14 protein-coding genes are annotated in these 15,194 nt (G+C 74.2%); 9 read left to right on the top strand and 5 right to left on the bottom strand.

The window, feature by feature from the left end:
• Window positions 1–297: 297 nt before the first annotated feature.
• The 3 genes from FHX32_RS04490 to FHX32_RS04480 all read right to left on the bottom strand — a co-directional run bounded on the left by FHX32_RS04490 (window position 298) and on the right by FHX32_RS04480 (window position 2,831).
• Entirely contained in the window at window positions 298–1,110 is an 813-nt protein-coding gene (locus tag FHX32_RS04490; RefSeq protein ID WP_167179588.1) for an ABC transporter permease, read from the bottom strand.
• Window positions 1,107–2,039 carry an ATP-binding cassette domain-containing protein gene (locus FHX32_RS04485; protein ID WP_167179587.1) on the bottom strand — a complete coding sequence of 311 codons (933 nt, stop codon included), beginning with the start codon at window positions 2,037–2,039 and terminating at the stop codon, window positions 1,107–1,109. The genes FHX32_RS04490 and FHX32_RS04485 overlap by 4 nt, the downstream gene beginning before the upstream one ends.
• A gap of 135 nt (window positions 2,040–2,174) precedes the next feature.
• Window positions 2,175–2,831, bottom strand: coding sequence for a hotdog family protein (locus FHX32_RS04480; RefSeq protein WP_167179586.1), 657 nt, complete (start codon window positions 2,829–2,831; stop codon window positions 2,175–2,177).
• Window positions 2,832–3,090: 259 nt separating this feature from the next.
• On the opposite strand from FHX32_RS04480, the gene FHX32_RS04475 reads away from it, so the two are divergent.
• From FHX32_RS04475 to FHX32_RS04435, 9 genes are all read left to right on the top strand, one after another.
• Window positions 3,091–3,864: a GNAT family N-acyltransferase gene (locus FHX32_RS04475; RefSeq protein WP_167179585.1), complete on the top strand. Its 774-nt coding sequence runs from the start codon at window positions 3,091–3,093 to the stop codon at window positions 3,862–3,864.
• Window positions 3,861–4,742, top strand: a complete 882-nt coding sequence (locus tag FHX32_RS04470; RefSeq protein ID WP_167179584.1) for a lysophospholipid acyltransferase family protein — start codon at window positions 3,861–3,863, stop codon at window positions 4,740–4,742. The genes FHX32_RS04475 and FHX32_RS04470 overlap by 4 nt, the downstream gene beginning before the upstream one ends.
• Before the next feature lie 126 nt (window positions 4,743–4,868).
• Complete coding sequence (locus FHX32_RS04465) at window positions 4,869–5,699, top strand: DUF4097 family beta strand repeat-containing protein (protein ID WP_167179583.1); 831 nt, start codon at window positions 4,869–4,871, stop codon at window positions 5,697–5,699.
• The gene (locus tag FHX32_RS04460) at window positions 5,696–6,304 is read left to right on the top strand and encodes a PadR family transcriptional regulator (RefSeq protein WP_167179582.1); all 609 of its coding nucleotides are present in this window, start codon (window positions 5,696–5,698) and stop codon (window positions 6,302–6,304) included. The genes FHX32_RS04465 and FHX32_RS04460 overlap by 4 nt, the downstream gene beginning before the upstream one ends.
• Before the next feature lie 117 nt (window positions 6,305–6,421).
• Window positions 6,422–7,123, top strand: a complete 702-nt coding sequence (locus tag FHX32_RS04455; protein WP_088992133.1) for a response regulator transcription factor — start codon at window positions 6,422–6,424, stop codon at window positions 7,121–7,123.
• Window positions 7,120–8,664: a sensor histidine kinase gene (locus FHX32_RS04450; protein WP_167179581.1), complete on the top strand. Its 1,545-nt coding sequence runs from the start codon at window positions 7,120–7,122 to the stop codon at window positions 8,662–8,664. The genes FHX32_RS04455 and FHX32_RS04450 overlap by 4 nt, the downstream gene beginning before the upstream one ends.
• Window positions 8,665–8,726: 62 nt before the next feature.
• Entirely contained in the window at window positions 8,727–10,394 is a 1,668-nt protein-coding gene (locus tag FHX32_RS04445) for a trypsin-like peptidase domain-containing protein (RefSeq protein ID WP_167179580.1), read from the top strand.
• 175 nt (window positions 10,395–10,569) lie between these two features.
• On the top strand, window positions 10,570–11,241 hold the full coding sequence (locus FHX32_RS04440; RefSeq protein ID WP_167179579.1) for a BON domain-containing protein: 672 nt from the start codon (window positions 10,570–10,572) through the stop codon (window positions 11,239–11,241).
• A gap of 185 nt (window positions 11,242–11,426) precedes the next feature.
• On the top strand, window positions 11,427–12,488 hold the full coding sequence (locus tag FHX32_RS04435) for a glycosyltransferase family 4 protein (RefSeq protein WP_167182218.1): 1,062 nt from the start codon (window positions 11,427–11,429) through the stop codon (window positions 12,486–12,488).
• 23 nt (window positions 12,489–12,511) lie between these two features.
• Here FHX32_RS04435 and FHX32_RS04430 read toward each other — a convergent pair whose 3' ends face one another.
• A complete protein-coding gene (locus FHX32_RS04430) occupies window positions 12,512–13,357 on the bottom strand; it encodes an IS5 family transposase (RefSeq protein ID WP_109901909.1) in 846 nt (281 codons plus the stop codon).
• A 225-nt stretch (window positions 13,358–13,582) separates the two neighbouring features.
• Window positions 13,583–15,175, bottom strand: a complete 1,593-nt coding sequence (locus tag FHX32_RS04425; protein WP_167179578.1) for a serine/threonine protein kinase — start codon at window positions 15,173–15,175, stop codon at window positions 13,583–13,585.
• Window positions 15,176–15,194 lie beyond the last annotated feature (19 nt).

Raw genomic sequence — 15,194 nt, 5'->3', positions numbered from 1 at the left:
CGCGGGTTTGTGTGTCACGCGGTGCCCGGCGACGCCCACCCTTCGGGGCGCGCACGAGACGGCTCCCAGGCTACGCCGTACGGATGCCGCAGGCATTTCCGCCTCCGCTGCGTGGTCCGTTTCACAGAAGATGCCAGAAGTTCGGTAAACGCTGCGTGTTCCGACAACTGCTGGTAGGACGCGGGGTGTCGGAGACGCCCACTTCCCGTGCCGCCGTTGTGGTGGTCACGGCGCTGTCCACCCGAGACGAGGCGGGGGTGGCGCCGGTCGGCACCACCCCCGCCCGAACCGCTCGCGTCAGGAGATGTCCCGCCGCCGGGTCATCAGGACGCCGAAGGTCCCGGTGACCACCGCGTAGCCGATCAGCACCAGCGCGCCGACCCACCACGCGGGGGTGAACTCCGACTGGCCCTCGGAGATCATCACGGTGGACGCCACCGCCGGCCAGATCACCTGCCACTTCACCACCGCCGGGTTGTCCAGCGCGTTCGACAGCAGCAGGAACAGCAGCCCGACCACCTGGGTGCCGACCAGGTAGAGCACCGCGGCGGTGATCACCGCACCGAGCTGGTTGGTGATCAGCGTGCCGATGCCGACCCCGAGGATCGTCCAGATCGCGTACGCCAGCAGGTTGAACAGCAGGGCCCGCTGCACCGCCCATTCGCCGAGCTGCACCCCCTGGTCCTGGGAGGTCAGGAAGATCGCACCGGCGGCCAGGTCGATCACCGTGGTGGCCAGCCAGAACAGGAAGCCCAGCAGGCTGGCCGCGACGAGCTTGCTGGCGATCACCGAGGTGCGTCGCGGGGTGGCCAGGAAGGTGGTGGTCGCCGTCTGGTGGAAGAACTCGTTGGTGACCATCAGGATGCCGATCAGCATCACGAACATCAGACCGAGGTACTGGCCGGACGTGTAGATGTTCGCCGCCTGTGCCGCGACGGTGGACTGGTCCGGGCTGAAGCCCAGGGTCTCGCCGTTGCCGTCGAACACCTCGGTGGCGGCCCAGGCGTTGAAGGCGAAGGCCATCGCGATGGCCAGGAACGCGCCGATCGCCAGCCACCACCAGGTGCTGGTGGTACGGATCTTGAGCAGCTCGGATCGGACGAGGTTCATCGGATGTCCGCCTTTCCGGCCGTCAGCTCCAGGAACACCCGTTCCAGGTCGGGTCGTTCCGTGGTGAGTTCGTGCAGTTCCACACCGGCGGCCAGGGCGACCCGGCCGACCGCCGGGGCGTCCACCCCGCCGACCAGCAGGGTGCCGTGCTCGTCGACGTCGACCGTGGCCGACTCCGCCTTCAACGCCGCGGTCAGCGCCTCGGCCTGCGGGGTGCGGACCCGCACCCGGACGCCCTGCGCCATCGAGCCGATGACCTGGTCGACCGGGCCCTGCCGGACCAGCTGGCCGGCGGCGATGATCACCACGTCGTCGGCGAGCAGCTGCATCTCCGAGAGCAGGTGGCTGGAGACCAGCACGGTTCGGCCCTGCTGGGCCAGGCCCTTGAGGAACCCGCGCATCCAGCGGATGCCCTCCGGGTCCAGGCCGTTGGCCGGCTCGTCGAGGATCAGCACCCGCGGGTCGCCGAGCATCGCCGCGGCGATGCCCAGGCGCTGCTTCATGCCCAGCGAGTAGCCCTTGAACTTGCGCTTCGCCGCCGGGGTCAGCCCGACCAGGGCCAGCGCCTCGTCGGCCCGCTGCTTCGGCAGCCCGGCCGCCGCGCAGATCACCCGGAGGTGGTTGATGCCGGTCCGGCCCTTGTGCGCGCTGGACGCCTCGAGCACCGCGCCGACGTGCCGCAGCGGGTCGGTGAGGTCGGCGTACCGCCGGCCGCCGATGGTCGCCACGCCGGCGGTGGGGGTGACCAGGTTCAGCAGCATGCGCAGGGTGGTGGTCTTGCCGGCCCCGTTCGGGCCGAGGAAGCCGGTCACCCGCCCCGGTTCGACGGTGAACGACAGGTCGTTGACCGCCCTCACGTTCTTGTACTGCTTCGTCAGGCCGGACACCACGATCTGACCGTCGGTGGGGCTTCGCTGCCCGTCAGTCATTACTCTCCCTCCGTGCGATGGCGTCGGGGTACGCCGTTGCACAGCGTGACCGCCCGGCGCAACAAGGTCAATCAGGCGCGGTCCGTACTTTCCTCTCCACCCGGGGCAGGAGGGGGATCATCCTCGGGACGGACCTCAGCCGGACGGCAGCGCCACCCAGGTGGCGCGGGCGGTGCCGAGCAGCTCACCGGACGGTCCGTACAGGCTGGTGTGCACGAGCGCCTTGCGGCCCTCGCCGCCGACGGTCATGCCGGTCACCACGCACTCGTCGCCCGGCGCCGGCAGCGCGCGCACCGCCGCGGCGATCCGGCCCAGCACGTACGGGCGGCCGGGCGCGATCACCGACCAGCCACCGGGGCAGTCCAGGGCCGCCCACACGGTCGCCGCCTCGACCGCCGCCGGCGCCCGGAACGCCGCGGCGGTCCGGCCGTCCGGCAGCCGACCCGGGAAGATCCGCAGCCCGTCCGCCCGCTGCGGGCCGCACACGTAGCAGCCGGGAAAGGGATGGTCGACCAGGCCGGGGTACGCCGCCGCGGCGGCCTGGGCGGTCGCCCGGTCCACCGGTGGCACCACCGCCTCGATCTCCCCGGCGTCACGGACCTCGGCGACGAGGTTCCCCGCCGGGTCGTGGACCGCACCGCCGGTGAGGGTCAGCGGGGTCTCCAGCGGCGGCGGCCGGCGCAGCGTCACCTCGACCGCCCCGGCCCCGCCGTACGCGGCCGCGAAGAGCCCGGCGCTCCAGCCGCCGTTGCCCGAGCCGGGCGGCCCGTTGAAGCGGGACTCGATGATCATGAGGCACCTCCGGACGGTCGCGGCTCCGGCGTGGTCGCCGGGCGCTCCGGCAGCCTCGCACGCCAGGGAACCGCGGCGTCGCACCCCTCCCGCTCCGGCGACCCGGCCGCGCCGCCGTTCGGGCCGCGCCGTCGCCCGGCGGCGTCCTGCCAGGGGCGTCGCCACCCGCTTCGACGGCGCCACGGGTCGCCGGCCGGCGTTCACCGGATCGACACTCCTGGTCACCGTGACCGGCACCCGGGCCGCCTACACAATCCCCATGGCTGTCCTGCCCGCCGCTGGCGCACCCCTGACGACCAGCGGATACACCCTGCTGATCGCCGACGACCCGACCCGGGTCGCGGCCGCGCAACGCCTCCGGCACGAGGTGTTCGCCACCGAACTCGGGGCCACCCTTCCGGGCGCCGCCGGCCTGGACGCCGACGAGCTGGACCCGTACTGCGACCACCTGGTCGTGCTCGAGGAGCGCACCGGCGAGGTGGTCGGCACCTACCGGCTGCTGCCGCCCGGCCGGACCGCCCGCCGGTACGCCGAGAGCGAGTTCGACCTCGCCCCGCTCGCCCCGCTGCGGGACGTCCTGGTCGAGACCGGCCGCTCCTGCGTGCACCCGGACCACCGCTCCGGCGCCGTGATCAACCTGATGTGGGCCGGCATCACCCGCTACCTGCACCTGCGTGGCTCCCGCTGGCTCGGCGGCTGTGCCTCGGTGCCGGTCGCGGACGGCGGGCTCGCCGCCGCCGAGGTCTGGGCCCGGGCGCAGGCCCGGTACCTGGCCCCGCCACCGCTGCGGGTCCGGCCGTTGCGGCCCTGGTTCGCCGAACCGGGCGCCTCGACGCCGGCCCCGGATCCCGATCCGGTCGGCCCGACCCGGGTGCCCCCGCTGCTGCGCGGGTACCTGCGGCTGGGCGCGTGGATCTGCGGCGAGCCGGCGTACGACCCGGACTTCGGCGTCGCGGACTTCTACGTGCTGTTCTCCCTGGACCGGATGAACCCGCGCTACCTGCGGCACTTCCTGGCCGGGGCGGACCGGTGAGCCGGCACCACCTCTGGCGGCCGGCCTCCGGCTGCGGCCCGGACTGCCTGCCGCGGCCCGGCGGCACCCCTGGGGTGCCGGCCGCCCGCCAGGCCGCGCGGCTGGCCGCCCTGCTCGGGATGCTGGTGCTCGGCACCGGCCTGGCGGTGGTGCTGCCGCTGCTGCCCGCGGCGGAGCGGCGGGCGGCGCTGGGCGGTTGGGCCCGGGCCACCGCCCGGGCGCTCGGGGTGCGCCTGGTGGTCCGGGGCCGGCTGCCCCGGCGGCGCGCGTTGCTGGTCGCCAACCACGTGTCCTGGCTGGACGTGCTGGCCGTGCTCGCCGTCGCGCCGGCCCGGCTGGTGGCCAAGCGCGAGGTGCGCGGCTGGCCTCTGCTGGGGTGGCTGGCCCGGGCCGCCGGCACCCTCTTCGTGGACCGCGCCCGCCCCCGCGACCTGCCGGCCACCGTGGACCGGGTGGCGGACGCGCTGCGGGCCGGCCGGGCGGTGGCGGTGTTCCCGGAGGGCACCACCTGGTGCGGCGGGGCGACCGGCTGCCGCCCGGCCGGCGGGTTCCGGCCGGCGGTGTTCCAGGCGGCCGTCGACGCCGGCACGCCGGTGGTGCCGCTGCGGATCGGCTACCGGGACGCGGTGACCGGGGACGCGACCACCGCACCGGCCTTCCTCGGCGACGAGAACCTGTGGCGGTCGCTGCGCCGGGTGCTGGCCAGCCGCGATCTGGTGCTCACGGTGACCGTGACGACCGCGCTGCACCCCGCGCCGGGGGCGGACCGGCGGCTGCTGGCCCGAGCCGCCGAGTCGGCCGTACACCTCTGTCCGGCGGCCGCCCCGCCGCCGGCGCGGCGGGCGCCGGCGGCGTGGGAGGTCGACCTGGCTGCCTGATCGGCCGGAGCGTGGCTGGGCACGGTCCGCCAGCTACGCGACACTCCATTTGCCATATCGCGATGTATCGCGTTAGTCTCCTCGGCGTCGGGCGCGCTGCGCCGCGCCCCGCCGAGGGGAGGAACCATGACCGAGTGGACCGTCGACAGCCCGCAGCGGCTCACCCTGGACGGGCCGGTCACCCGGCTCGACGTCCGCCTGGTCAGCGGCCGGCTCAACGTGGTGGCCACCGACGGCCCGCCGCGGGTGGACGTCACCCGGGTCGGCCGCCGGCCGGTCCGCGTCGAGCACCGGGACGGCCGGTTGTGCATCCGCCAGCCGCGCGGCAACCGGTGGTGGGACATGCTGTTCTGGGCCGGGCCGCTGGCCCGGCTGCCCCGGGTCGACGTCTCCGTCGCGATCCCCGCCGACGTGCTCGCCGACCTGCACCTCACCGAGGGCTCCCTGGTCGCCTCCGGGCTGCGCCGGCAGACCCGGGCCGACGTGACCGCCGGCCAGATCACCCTGATGGGGCTGCGCGGGCGGACCGCCGCGAAGATCACCTCGGGCCCGGTGGAGGCGCTCGGAGTGACCGGCGACCTCGACGTGGAGACCGTCTCCGGCGAGGTCATCCTCGCCGACAGCGCCCCCGGCCAGGTCCGGGCACAGACCGTCTCCGGCGCCATCACCTGCGACTTCGACAACCCCCGGCGCAGCGACATCCGGCTGAGCACGATCTCCGGCAGCATCACCGTGCGGGTCCGGGAGGACAGCGACCTCGCCGTCCGGCTGCACACCTCGTCCGGGCGGATCACCAGCGGTTTCCCGGCCGTACGCGGCAACGCGGCGCTGGGCGCCGTGGTCGACAGCGAGGGGGTGCTCGGCGCCGGCGAGGGTAAGCTCTGGGCGTCCGCCACGTCCGGCAGCATCGCGCTGCTCGCCCGCCCGGTGGACAGCGACGAGGAGGAGCTGCCGTGACCGCCGTGTTCAGTCACGGGCGGCTCCGGCTCTACCTGCTCAAGCTCCTCGACGACGGTCCCAAGCACGGATACGAGCTGATCCGCCTGCTGGAGGAACGCTTCCTCGGCCTGTACGCGCCCAGCGCCGGCACCATCTACCCCCGCCTGCAGCGGCTGGAGGCCGACGGGCTGGTCAGCCACACCGCGGCCGGCGGCCGAAAGGTCTACGAGATCACCGACGCCGGGCGGGCCGAGCTGAGCCAGCGGGCCGGCGAACTGGCCGCCCTGGAATCGGACATCGCCGCCTCGGTGGCCGACCTCTCCACCCTGGCCGGGGAGATCCGCAGCGAGGTACGCGGCTCGGTCCGCGACCTCAAGCGGGAACTGCGCGAGGCGACCCGGCAGACCCGGCGCGGCCGGTGGATCCCGCCCACGCCCGCCACCCCGCCCCCGCCGCCCGGGTCGGAGCGGGCCGCGCAGGCCGAGTTCGACCAGCGGTTGGCCGCGTTCACCGGCGAGGTGTCCGCGCTGGTCCGGTCCCGCCGGCTCAGCGAATCCCAGCTGCGTACGGCGGTCCGGCTGCTCGACGGAGCGCTGGACGGGCTGCGCCGGCTGCTGCGCTGACCGCCGCCGCCGGCGGCGGGCTCCCGGCCGGTCGTCCAGCGCCCGGCGGGCCGGCTCACAGGGTTTTTCCAGCCACCACCCAGGCCGGACGCAGCGATGGCGCGGATGATGGGGCACATGCCCGCTACCCAGACCGAGGCACGTCTGCTCGTCGTCGAGGACGACCCCAACATCCTCGAACTGCTCTCCGCGAGCCTACGGTTCGCGGGCTTCGACGTGGCCACCGCGACCAGCGGCAGTTCCGCGCTGAGCGCTGCCAAGGACCACCGGCCCGATCTGGTGGTGCTCGACGTGATGCTGCCCGACCTGGACGGCTTCGAGGTGATCCGGATGCTGCGGGAGGGGGGCACCCGTACCCCGGTGGTCTTCCTGACCGCCCGGGACGCCACCGACGACAAGATCCGCGGGCTCACCCTGGGCGGCGACGACTACGTCACCAAGCCGTTCAGCCTGGAGGAGTTGACCGCCCGGATCCGGGCGGTGCTACGGCGGACCAGCACCGGCGAGCAGGCCCCGTCCCGGCTCACCTTCGCCGACCTGGAACTGGACGAGGAGACCCACGAGGTGCACCGGGCCGGCCAGCGGGTGCAGCTGTCGCCGACCGAGTTCAAGCTGTTGCGCTACCTGATGCTCAACGCCAACCGGGTGCTGTCCAAGGCGCAGATCCTCGACCACGTGTGGAACTACGACTTCCGCGGCGACGACAACATCGTCGAGTCCTACATCTCCTACCTGCGGCGCAAGGTGGACAACGTCGAGCCCCGGCTGATCCACACCCTCCGGGGCGTCGGTTACGTGCTACGCAAGCCGGCGGCGTGAACCCGGTCCAACAGGCGAAGGGGCGGGTGCGGAGCATCCCGCTCCGGGTCAAACTGGTCACCGCGGTGCTGGCCCTGGTGACCGCCGCCCTCCTGGTGATCAGCGTGGCAACCGCGTACTTCCTGCACAGCTACATGGTGGGTCGGATCGACGGTCAGCTCAACGCCTTGCTCGACCGGGGAATCGTGCCCGACCGGGCCACGGCCCAGACCCTGCCGACGGACTACCTGCTGGCCCAGGCCAACCGGAGCACCGGAACAGGCCGGGTGGTGCGGGACGGCTCGCTGTCGGAGGAAGACCTGCCCGGCCGCCTCGACGACATCCGCTGGTACGAGGAGCACGCCGACCAGGGCGCCTTCACTGCCGAGGCGGCGGACAAGCGGATCCGCTGGCGGGTGATGATCCGCCAGGTGAGCGACGACGAGTTCAAGGTCGTCGGACAGAACCTCGCCGACGTCGACGTCGCTGTCCGGCAACTGCTCTGGATCGACGTGCTGGTCGGCGGGGCGGTGCTGATCCTGCTCGCCTCGATCGGCGCGGGCATCGTCCGGACCAGCCTCAAACCGCTGGTGGAGATCGAGCGGACAGCCGCCGCCATCGCCGGCGGCGACCTGAGCCGGCGGGTGCCCGACCCGGAGGAGGGGCAGGAGTGCCCCACTTCGGAGCTGGGCCGGCTCTCCCGGGCGCTGAACGCGATGCTCACCCAGATCGAGGCCGCCTTCACCGCCCGAGCGGCCTCGGAGACGGCCGCCCGCTCGGCCGAGGCGAGTGCCCGGGACGCGGCGGTCGCCGCGCAGGCGTCCGAGGCGCGCGCCCGCCGCTCGGAGGAGCGGATGCGGCAGTTCGTCGCGGACGCCTCGCACGAGCTGCGTACCCCGCTGACCACCATCCGCGGTTTCGCCGAGCTGTACCGGCAGGGCGCGGCCCGCGCGCCGGAGCAGACCGCCGACCTGCTGCGCCGGATCGAGGACGAGGCGGCCCGGATGGGCCTGCTGGTGGAGGACCTGCTGCTGCTCGCCCGGCTGGACCGGGAGCGGCCGCTCTCCCTCGCCCCGGTCGAGCTTCCGGTGCTGGCCAGCGACGCGGTGGAGGCCGCCCGGGTGATGGCTCCGCAGCGCCGCGTCGAGCTGGAGATCGAGCCGGGTTCCGGCCCGCTGGTGGTGTACGGCGACGACGGCCGGCTCCGGCAGATCATCGGCAACCTGATGACGAACGCGCTGACGCACACCCCGCCGGACGCGTCGGTGACCCTGCGGCTGCGGGCCGAGCCGGGCAACCTGGCCGTGGTGGAGGTGGCCGACACCGGCCCCGGTCTCGCCCCGGAGCAGGCGGAACGCGTCTTCGAGCGGTTCTACCGGGCGGACGCGGCCCGGACCCGGCGGGCCGGTGGCAACACCGGCACCGGCCTCGGCCTGGCCATCGTCGCCGCGCTGGTGAGCGCTCACCACGGCGCCGTCGAGGTGGCCGAGACCCCGGGCGGGGGAGCCACCTTCCGGGTCCGGCTGCCGCTGGTGCCGGACGCGGACATCGACGGCGAGTGACTTTCAGCCAACCTTCAGGCCCGTTCCAGGCTGGTCGCAGAGCATCGGGGCAAGGTGGAGACATGACCGAGTACGAGTCCGACCCGCAGCGCCGGCCGGCCCCCACCGACGCCGAGCCGGCGCACCCCACCGCCGAGCTGCCGCACGTCGAGCGCGCGCAGTCCGACTCCCCGACCGCCGAGGCCGGCCCGGCCTCCGCGGCCACCGAGCCCACCCCGCGGTCCGCCGAGGCCGCCGAGCCGCGCCCCGAGCCGGCCGCGCCGTCCGCCGGGGGCCCGACGCCGCCCGTCGGGCCGACCATCGGTTTCCCCGCCGCCGCCCCGGCCGAGCACCCCACCGCCGAGGGCACGTCGTCCGCCCCGGCCCGGTTCCCGGAGCAGGCCCGGAGCGCCGACGAGCCCACCGTCCCGGTGACGGCCGTCGCGGCCCAGCCGGCCTCGGCCGCCCCGTACCACCCGACCTCCGGCCGGCCGGGCCACACCCCGGCCGGCGGCCACCCGTACCCGGCCGGCGGGCCCGGCCACCCGGGCGCCGGCGGCTACCCCGGCGGCCCCTGGTATTCCGGCCAGCACTCCGGCTGGACCGGCGGGAGCCAGCCGGGCGTCACCGGACCGCTCTTCCCACAGCAGCACCCGGGCCAGCCGACCCCGCCCTGGGCGCCGGCGCACCCCGCGCCGCGACCCGGCCGGATCGCCAAGTTCGCCGGTGCGGGCGTCGCGGTGCTGGCGCTGATGCTCGGCTCCGGCGTCGCCGGCGGTGCGCTGGCGCTCGCCGTGGACGGCGACTCGGGCGGCATCACCCGCACCTACTCCGCCGCGCCGGTGATCAACGGCGCGGACCTGCCGCGGATCGCCGCCTCGGTGCAGGACAGCGTCGTGTCCATCACCACGGACAGCGGCGAGGGTTCGGGCGTGATCCTCACCGACGACGGCTACGTGCTGACCAACAACCATGTGGTCGCCGGGGCCGGCGGGAACAGCGTCCGGGTGGTCTTCGCCGACGGCAAGAGCGCCCAGGCGCGGATCGTCGGCACCGACCCGAAGACCGACCTGGCCGTGGTGAAGGCCTCCGGGGTCAACGGCCTGCGGCCGGCCACCTTCGGCGACAGCGACGCCATGCAGGTCGGCGACCAGGTGCTGGCGCTGGGCAGCCCGCTGGGCCTGCAGGGCTCGGTGACCGCCGGCATCCTCAGCGCGCGGGACCGCACCATCCAGGCCGGCAGTGGTGAGCAGCGGCAGAATCCGAGCCAGGGGGGCAGCTCGATCTCCGGGCTGCTGCAGACCGACGCGCCGATCAACCCGGGCAACTCCGGCGGCGCGCTGGTCAACACCCGCGGCGAGGTGATCGGCATCAACACCGCGATCGCCACCGCCGGGCAGGGCAGCGGCAACATCGGGGTGGGCTTCGCCATCCCGAGCAACAAGGCCAAGGACGTGGCCGGCAAGCTCCAGCGCGGCGAGAAGGTCAGCCACCCGTCGCTGGGCGTGAGCGTCAACGCCGCCCCGGACGGCGGGGCGCTGGTCGCCGCCGTCACTCCGGGCAGCGCCGCCGAGAAGGCCGGCCTGCGCCAGGGCGACGTGATCACCCGCTTCGGCGACAAGGTGATCAACGACTCGAACGACCTGGTCGGCGCCGTGCAGGCCGGCAAGGTCGGCGACCGGGTCGAGGTGACCTACCAGCGGAACGGATCCGAGTCGACGGCAACCGTGACGCTCGCCGAAGCGTCCTAATCCGTACCGAGCCTGCCTCCTCCCACGGGCGGCGGGTGACGGGGCCAAGGGGGTTGGTCCCGTCACCCGCCGCCCACTCCTGTATCGGGCGGTTCACCCGGTCCGGGTGAACCGCCGTCACCCGACGCGCCGGCACCGTCGGCAGGAGACCCGGCAGGCGTACGGGAGGGGTGCGATGACCACGGCAGCGACCGTCCGGACCGACGAGCAGATCCAGCGGGACGTGCTCGAGGAACTGGCCTGGGACGTCCGGGTGCAACCGAACGACATCGGCGTCACGGTCCGGGACGGCGTGGTGACGTTGACCGGCTGGGTGGACAGCACCGCGGCGAAGTGGGCGGCCGAGCGCTGCGCGCAGCGGGTCCGTGGCGTACGGGTGGTGGCCGACGACGTCGAGGTCCGGTTGCCCGGCTCGGCCGAGCGGACCGACGAGGACATCGCCGTCGCGGTCAGCCGGGCCCTGGAGTGGGACAGCTTCGTCCCGGCCGAACGGCTGGACGTGACGGTGGCCAACGGCTGGGTGATGCTCCGCGGCGAGGTGGAGTTCGGCTGGCAGCGGCGTACCGCCGAGCACGAGATCCGCCGGCTGCGTGGTGTCCGCGGGGTGACCAACCTGGTGGAGGTCCGGCCGGCCACCCGCCCGGACTCGGAGCGCACCCGGCGGGACATCCAGCGGGCGCTGGCGCGGGGTATCGGCACCGAGCGGGTCACCGTGACCGTGGACGGTGACACCGTCGTGCTGGCGGGCGTGGTCCGCTCCTGGTGGGAGCGGGACCAGGCGGAACGGACGGCCTGGTCCGCCGAGGGCGTGGCGGCGGTACGGGACCACCTGCTGGTGGGTGGGTGAGCGCCCCGGGATGTCCGGTTTAGCGGGATCACCACCGGGAATGCGCCACCGATCCGGTTGACCGGGCCGGTCGAGGCGACGCCGACCGGCGGACGGCCCGCGCATCGAGGGACGGACGGGGAGGATTCGTGGCCTTGAACCACCTGTCGGCCGACCGTTCGCGGGAGCGGCCCCTGCGGATCGCGATGGTGGTCCCGCCGTGGCTGTCGGTGCCCCCGCCCGGTTACGGCGGGCTGGAACAGGTGGTCGCGGTGCTGGTGGACGCGCTGGCCGGGCGCGGCCACGCGGTGACCCTGTTCGGTGCGGGGCGGGAGCACCGGACCACCGCCGACGTCGTCTCCACGGTGCCCGACCTGCAGTTCGACCGGCTCGGTGAGGCGCTGCCCGAGCTGGCCCACCTGGCCCGGGTTAACCAACTGGTGACCGCCGCCGACTTCGACGTGATCCACGACCACACCACCATCGGACCGCTGGTCGCCGGCCGGCGGGCGGTCCCCACGGTGGCGACCGTGCACGGCAACCCGGTGGGCGAGTACGGCACCGTGCTCAGCGACACCGACCAGGGCGTCGGACTGGTGGCCATCTCGCACGCCCAGCGGCGGCTGAACCCCCGGCTGCCCTGGGTGGGCACCGTGCACAACGCGATGGACGTGCGCGGCGTGCCGAGCAAGCGCGCGCCCAGCGACGGGCCGGTGCTCTGGCTGGCCCGGTTCAGCCCGGACAAGGGACCGGACGTGGCCATCCGGGCCTGCCGCGCGGCCGGTCTGCCGCTGGTGCTGGCCGGCAAGTGCAACGAGCCGCCCGAACGCCGGTACTACCAGGAGGTGGTCCGCCCGCTGCTCGGCGAGGACGTCACGGTGGTGCTCGACGCCGACCGGGACGCCGCGCTGCGGATGCTGGTCGACGCGCGCTGCCTCATCATGCCGATCCAGTGGGAGGAGCCGTTCGGCATGGTGATGGTGGAGGCGATGGCGACCGGCACGCCGGTGGTGGCGTTGAATCGTGGCGCGGTGCCCGAGCTGGTCCGGCCCGGGGTGACCGGGCTGATCTGCGACCGGGAGGAGCAGCTGCCCGACGCGGTGCGCGAGGCGAACCGCCTCGACCCGGCCGACTGCGTGGCGCACGTCGAGGAGCGCTTCTCGACGGAACGGATCGCAATCGGCTACGAGGAGGTGTATCGGCGGTTCATCGCCGGGAGGGTGCCGCACACCGGCATCCGCGAGCCGGTCCGGGTCGCCCCCGCCTGAGAAAGTGTTGGGTAACCGGGTAGCTACTTCTGGTTGAGTTCGTCGTCGAGGCGTCGGGCTGCCTCGGCCTCGATCGGGCCTTGCGGCTCGACGTCCTCACCGGCCAGGCGCGCGGCCATCAACCGGATCATCGCCACCTTGATCATCGCTTCGGCGTGCGCGGGCTTGCGCTCGTAGTCGCGGGCCAACCGTCTGCACCGTCCCAACCAGGAGAAAGTTCGTTCCACCACCCACCTACGGGGTAGCACCTGGAAGCCTTTCACGTCGGCGTTGCGGGCCACGATCTGCAACTCGATGCCGGCGTGGGTGCGGGCCCAGTCCAGCAGGCTCGCGTCAACGCGGTTGACGTAGCCGGCGTCCGCCCAGACCAGGCCCAGCAGCGGGAACGTGTCCGTGACGCCTGCCAGCACCAGCTTGGCCCCGGCACGCTCCTGCACAGACGCGGCGTGCACTACGGCCTTGAGCAGCAGCCCTGCCGTGTCGACGAGCAGATGCCGCTTACGGCCCCGAGTGCGTTTGGCGGCGTCGTAACCGATCGCCTCCCCGCCTTGGTGACTGTGCGCGGTCTGCGAGTCCAGCACCGCCGCCGACGGCTGCGGGTCACGGCCCTCGGCCACCCGCACCGCGTCTCGCAACTGGTCGTGGACTCGATCCCACGTGCCATCAGCGCTCCAGCAGCGAAACCACCGGTAGGCCACATCCCACGGCGCCAGGTCATGCGGGACATGCCGCCAGGCACAACCGGTACGCAGCACATACAGAATCGTGTCGATCACCAGCCGACGCGGATAACCCAGCGGCCGCCCACCCCGGCGTGGATCCCGCCGCGGCAGCAGCGGCTTGATCACTGCCCACTGCGGATCGCTCAGTGAGGACTCGTACCCCGGCTTACAGACACAACGACACGGACGTGATCTTTACCGACACAGCCATCAAAGATCACACCGAGGTATCACAACACTTTCTGAGCGCGGCCGACAACCGCGCGGGTGGGCGGTGCTCTGAGCGCCGCACCCTGAGCACCCGCCCCGCCTCGTCCGCTGGCTGTTGACCGCGCGGGCGTCAGACCCGTTCGGCGGCTGACCGGGCGGCCGTCAGACCCGTGCGGCGGCCAGGTCCGCGATCGCCGAGTCCAGCCGCCGGGCGTACCCCGGGGTGATGCCGCCCTCGCGCACCCGGGTGGCCACCTTCTCCCGCAACCGGGCCACCGGCCCGGTCAGATCGGCTGGCCCGGAGCCGACCGCGGCGGTCAGGTTTCGCAGTTCGTTGCGCAGGTCCAGGCCGACGTCGGCGCGGATCTCACCGCCGTCGAGCCCCGCGCCGATCAGCCCGTCGAGCCGGTTGGCCACGGTCAGCAGGCTCTCCGGCCCGGGCAGCGCGCGGGTCGGTGAGGGACGTCCCCGGGCGGCCGGTGTCGGCGTGCCGGGCGGCGCGGCGTCCGGTACGGCGGGCGAGGGCCGCCCCGTCGGCGACGCGGTGGGCAGCGCCGCCGGCGGCGGGTCGTCGTCCGGCCACAGCGCCGGCACGGCCAGCCCCACCGCTGCCAGCAGCATCACCGCCGCGACCAGCAGGGGCCGCGGCACGCGGCGGACCGCGCCGACCGGAGCGGCCTCCGAGCCGCTCACCGGCGCCGGTCGGTCGACCCCGTCCGGCGTGGTCGCCCCGGCCACCCGGTCCGGTCCGGCGCCGCCCGGCCTGCGGTCACCAGGCCTGCCGTCGCCCGGCCTGGCGTCACCCGGGACGAGGGCTGGCCCGGTCTGGCTGGAGGCGGGGGTCGCCGGGGTCGGGTCGGCCGGGGCCAGCGCGGGCAGCGTAACGGTCGGCGCGAGCATGGTGGCCGCCTGCGGATCGGCCGGGAGCAGCTGGTCGCGCAGTCCGGTGGCGACCTGGCGGGCGGTGGGCCGCGCGGCCGGGTCCCGGGTCAGGCAGCTCAGGCAGATCCGGGCCACCTCGGGTGGCAGCCCGGGCACTCCGGCCAGCGACGGCGGCCGGCCCGCCGCCAGCGCGGCGCTGAGCTGATCCCAGGTGTCGGCCGGGTACGGCACCCGACCGGTCAACGCCTGGTAGAGCAGCACGCCGAGGGAGTAGACGTCGGTGGCCGGCTGCGCGGGCGCCCCGTCGAGGCGCTCCGGCGCCACGTACGCCGGGGTGCCGAAGGTCTCGCCGTCCTCGTCCTCGTCCGGTGCGCCGACCCGGGTGGCGATGCCGAAGTCGAGCACCTTGGCCCCGGTCCGGGTCATCATCACGTTGGTCGGGGTGATGTCCCGGTGCACGATGCCGAGCCGGTGCGCGGTGGCGAGCGCGTCGGCGACCTGGGCGCCCAGCTCCACCGCCTCCGGCCACGGCAGCGGGCCCTCGGTCAGCCGCAGCTCCAGCTCCTCGCCGGCCAGCAGCTCCATCACCACGAACGAGGTGATCGAGCCGTCCGGGGCGACCGTCTCGCCGTAGTCGTGCACCGAGGTGACGTGCGGGTGCACCAGCTGGGCGGCGGAGCGCGCCTCGGTGCGGACCATGTCCCGGAACCGGGCGTCGGCGGCGAGCGACGGGGCGAGCACCTTCAGCGCGACGATCCGGTCCAGCACCTCGTCGTGGGCGCGCCAGATCACCGACATGCCGCCGGCGCCGATCTGGTCGAGCAGCCGGTACCGGCGGGCCAGCAACCGGCCGGGGTGCAGCGCTGGCTTCACGGATCGCACCTGCCTCGGG

The organism is Micromonospora sp. CNZ280 (assembly GCF_011759515.1).
Note: the sequence above shows the minus strand (reverse complement) of the source record. Positions and strands in the feature narration are given on the sequence as shown.